Annotated in this window: 5 protein-coding genes; 1 reads left to right on the top strand and 4 read right to left on the bottom strand. The window is 56.0% G+C overall.

The window, feature by feature from the left end; all coding sequences use genetic code 11:
* The coding region (locus QZ964_RS16670; protein ID WP_292532891.1) for an IS6 family transposase at positions 1-443 on the bottom strand (443 nt) is incomplete at its 3' end.
* A 366-nt stretch (positions 444-809) separates the two neighbouring features.
* On the opposite strand from QZ964_RS16670, the gene QZ964_RS16665 reads away from it, so the two are divergent.
* Positions 810-1,568, top strand: coding sequence for a hypothetical protein (locus QZ964_RS16665; protein WP_292532889.1), 759 nt, complete (start codon positions 810-812; stop codon positions 1,566-1,568).
* A gap of 235 nt (positions 1,569-1,803) precedes the next feature.
* Here the strand turns inward: QZ964_RS16665 and QZ964_RS16660 are convergent, their stop codons facing one another.
* The 3 genes from QZ964_RS16660 to QZ964_RS16650 all read right to left on the bottom strand — a co-directional run.
* Entirely contained in the window at positions 1,804-2,517 is a 714-nt protein-coding gene (locus tag QZ964_RS16660) for an IS6 family transposase (protein WP_292532888.1), read from the bottom strand.
* Positions 2,518-2,600: 83 nt separating this feature from the next.
* Complete coding sequence (locus QZ964_RS16655; RefSeq protein WP_292532887.1) at positions 2,601-3,554, bottom strand: sensor histidine kinase; 954 nt, start codon at positions 3,552-3,554, stop codon at positions 2,601-2,603.
* 239 nt (positions 3,555-3,793) lie between these two features.
* Positions 3,794-3,989: hypothetical protein (locus tag QZ964_RS16650; RefSeq protein ID WP_292532886.1), on the bottom strand; the 196-nt coding region annotated here is incomplete at its 5' end.

Raw genomic sequence — 3,989 nt, 5'->3', positions numbered from 1 at the left:
ATGGTCCGCAGCGCCGCCCCGTAGGATCCGAGTTTGTCCGTGACAATGACGGCCGGGGCAAATCCTTGCTTCTTGAGTAATATCCTCAGCAGCTTCAGCGCGGCGGCCGTGTCACGCCTTCGTTGGACCAATACATCGAGAACTTCGCCTTCGCTATCGACGGCCCGCCACATATACATGCGTTGCCCATCAATCGAGACCACCATCTCGTCGAGATGCCACTGATCGTGAGGCTTCGGTCGAGCGCTGCGGAGGTTCCTGGGGATCGCTGATCCAACCTTCAAAACCCAGTGGCGGATCGATTCATTGCTGACTTCCAATCCTCTTTCAGCCAGCAAATCCTCGACGTCACGATAGCTCAAGGTGAACCGAAGATAGAGCCAGATTGCATGTCGGATGACGCCGGGAGGGAAGCGGTGACGGGCGTAAGAGATGGGTTTCATCGGCCACGATAACCCATCCGTCCGAATTTCGCCCATTAACGTGTCAATGCCGCCGCGTAGGTCTCCACCGCAAACATCCCCGGCCGCCCTCCCGAATCAAACCGGGAAAGGCTCAGCCGCCAATGTGGCCGGGTTTTACGCCGCCACGCGGTCGCCCCACGTGCCGCTCATTGGCCGATTATTGCGCCGTCAGGTACACCCATTGATGTATCAATGCCGGCGACGCGGTATTCATCCCACAAAATGGACACGCGTAAGAATTCGCGGCTTCTCTGGCTCGCGAACCTTTAACGGAATTTAAGGTAATGCCCGCGAGGCTTGTCTCGGCGCCGTTATTCATCCTCGGCGCGCGTAGGAGCCTCGTACGTGCACCGTCTTGTGGACAACCTCGTTGCCGTGGCCTGCGTTGCCGCCGATCCCCCGCAGGAAATGAATGCGTCTAACATAAAAATAACGGCGGCTGATGCAACGCTACGATCAACGTCAAGCCAGGAAGCCGAAGAGGCCTTCGCGCCAAAGCAGCCCCCAATTTTCAAACATCTCTCAACCTTTGGACCACGTGCGGCTCTGGCGGCTGGCATTTCGGGCGTCGCATGGGTAGCAGGTTCGTATTTTTCTGGCGGTCAGTCTCAGTTTTATGCCATGAACCCCCAGCCCAACCCGACCAGCGTGGCGCAAGAGAGCGTGGAGCGCGCTGAGTTCCTCCGGATGAAGCAAAAATTGGCCGAGGAAATTCGTGCCCTCCAGGCCAAAGTCGAAGCTATTCCTGCTGCGCGAAGCCTGAGTACGAAGGATGCCACTGCCCTTGAGGACTTGAAGAAGCGTCTTGACGCAGTGAAGAGGGAAGCCGGCGCCGCGATCGCTGAAATAGCGGGCAAAGTCGAGCGCATGCAGCGCGAAAACACAGCGAAGTTTTCACAAGTTAGCGAGCAGATCGGTCAAACAGAACGCCAGATCGCGGCCAAGGTTGCTGCTTCATCACGTGCCGTCGACTCGGCAGCAGTGGGAACCATCCAGAAGCGGGTCCGAAAGGGACGCGGCGACGCCTTTGACCCATCTCAAAACCCCGGAGCCGCAGGCATTCCTCACCCGCTTGGAAACTCTGCTCAAAGCCGCGCGCGCTAGCGCGGCGGGCGATGTTCCTTGCGCCAATGTCATGTCAGCGGCCACGACGCGTTCAACGATCATCGAAAGGACCAGATAGGAAAGGCAGTCGAGGGGCCAGCGCTAATTGCACTCAACTAGGCAACCTAGGGTATATGCGAATGTCCGTCGTCGAATGATTTGAGACAGGCTGGGCGGCATCGTCAAGTTAACGGGATCATTTGCGCAACGAAGCGGCAATCGAGATCGGCCGGCGTCATGCGACGAGGCGGGTGTTTGTGATCTCGTCCCAGGTCGCAAAGGCTCGGGCGCGCGCAGCGCGATGATTGGCGGCGGAAACTCGATTGCGGGGAAAATGGAAAAGATTGGCGACTTGATCGTGTATCGACAGAAATTTCTGCACCTGCCGTGGTGATTTGAACCGCTTCATGATCCGCTCTCGTCGCCGCGTCGGTTGATGAGAATTCTCCGCTCGATTGTTCAGCCCCTTGTGTTGGCGATGTTCGATACGAAGGCCCATGTCCTTGCGCGCTGCGCCATAGGATTTGAGCTTGTCTGTGATCATGACGCGTGGCGCTTTCGTAGACTTCTTCAACAGCTTTCGCATGAGCCGCTGCGCGGCGCCTCGGTCTCTCCGGTTTTGGACGAGGATGTCGAGAACGAAGCCTTCCTGATCGACGGCGCGCCAGAGCCAATGTTTCTTGCCAGCGATCGTGATGACGACCTCGTCGAGATGCCATTTATCGCCACGGATCGGCGCGCGGCGACGAATGCGATTGGAGAATTCCCGACCGAGCTTCTCTGCCCAGCAACGAATCGTTTCAGGGCTGACGATGATCCCCCGAACGGCCAGCATTTCTTCGATCATCCGCAGGCTCAGTGGAAACCGAAAATACAGCCAAACGGCATAGCCGATCACCTCGGCAGGGAAGCGATGGCGACGATAGAGTGGATCGCGAGCATGGGGCATGGATCGAGAATAGCCATCAAACCGCCAGCCAAAAGTTAACCTGAGGGTGCCTCCGTCACACTGATTGCATTTGAAAGCCAAAATCAGTCGCGGCGTGACGCCCGGCTGGGGACCTGGCGCTCTACTAACGCTCTTTTAAGGGGGCAGGCCACGCATGAACACATTTCAATCGAAGCAAGCGCAGTGGCGACGCCGGTTCGAATGATGGTCTCGCCCTTGAAATTTTTGACTCGAATAAACGCGCTGCCCCTGTTTGGGAGGCGAAGAGCCAGAGCTTCTGCATGGCACCAAATAGCGCGTTTATCGGGCAGCACGAGAACGTCAGCAATGACAGGCGCCTCGCCTTGCCGAACAACTTCGAACGTGAACACTGATAAATCTGCACTTGCGAACGGCCGATTCATGTCGAAAACGGTCAACCGGACTTGCATGCCTTCTTGCATCGGTTCTAGGTGAAACTCACCGTTCAATTGACTAGCGATGTCTTTCAGGGCGTGGAAACCGTTCTGCGGCACGGTCTTTAGGTCAAAAGCCGCGCCGTCGTTTGCTACGATCAATTCAAGATTATTGCCGAAGACACGAAGTTTGGCCATTACATGGCCGCTCGAACCGTCGGGGAAGCCGTGTTTGATCGCATTCATCGCAGCTTCACAGAAGAATTGTCCTACGCCCGTCGCGGGCCGAGTATCGAGATACAAGTTTGGCTGGACTAATGTGGTAAAATTAACGGGACCGCCGAATGCCTTATTAAAAAGCTCCGACATGGACCGTAAATAAACGGCCATCTCGACTGGGGAGGAAGATCTGTCGAGCTTTTGGTGAAGTGCGGCAACGCTCCACATTCGTGAGATGCACTGACTACATGAAGAGGGTGTATTAGCGTTCCTTTCTTGCGCTTTAAACGATGACAAAAACACCTGAAATTCGTTTCTCACGCGATGCTGTAACTCGTCATAGCGGGCGTTGGCGAAAGGGAGTTCGCGCCGGAGATTTTCCAGCTCGGTTCTCAATTCGGCGAGGGGCGTGGCGTCATCCATCAAAAAAATCCTTATCTGCTTACACGGTACCCATTCAGGTGACGATTTAAAGGCTGCGCTTACGGGCGTGCTCCTTTGCAAAAGCCAACACTTTCGGAAAAAGCGCTAACCCATTACTTTCAGCGCCTAGCGGTGCGAAAAAGATGCTTGCAAAAGTCCGGTGTCGATGGCGGCTGAGCCCATGTCGGAATGTCTTCAAAGGGCTGATTTTGTTGAAAAAGTCCGAAAAGTGGCACCCGTCAAAATCGACGCGAAGCACGTTTCAGTGAGCGTCGCCGCTCAATGCCATCATCAAAGATCAGCGGAAGCCTACCGTAAAATCTATCCGGCTGGCGCGCCGCGTCGAATCGGTTGATGTTCTCCCGCATGGTGGAGTTGCTCCAACTCATCTGGTCGGCCCTTACCGGGCCGTTCCGGTCGCGCGCCTCGCGGGAA

It is taken from the genome of Methylocystis sp. (genome assembly GCF_021731785.1).
In the GTDB taxonomy this organism is placed as follows: Bacteria; Pseudomonadota; Alphaproteobacteria; order Rhizobiales; family Beijerinckiaceae; genus Methylocystis.
Note: the sequence above shows the minus strand (reverse complement) of the source record. Positions and strands in the feature narration are given on the sequence as shown.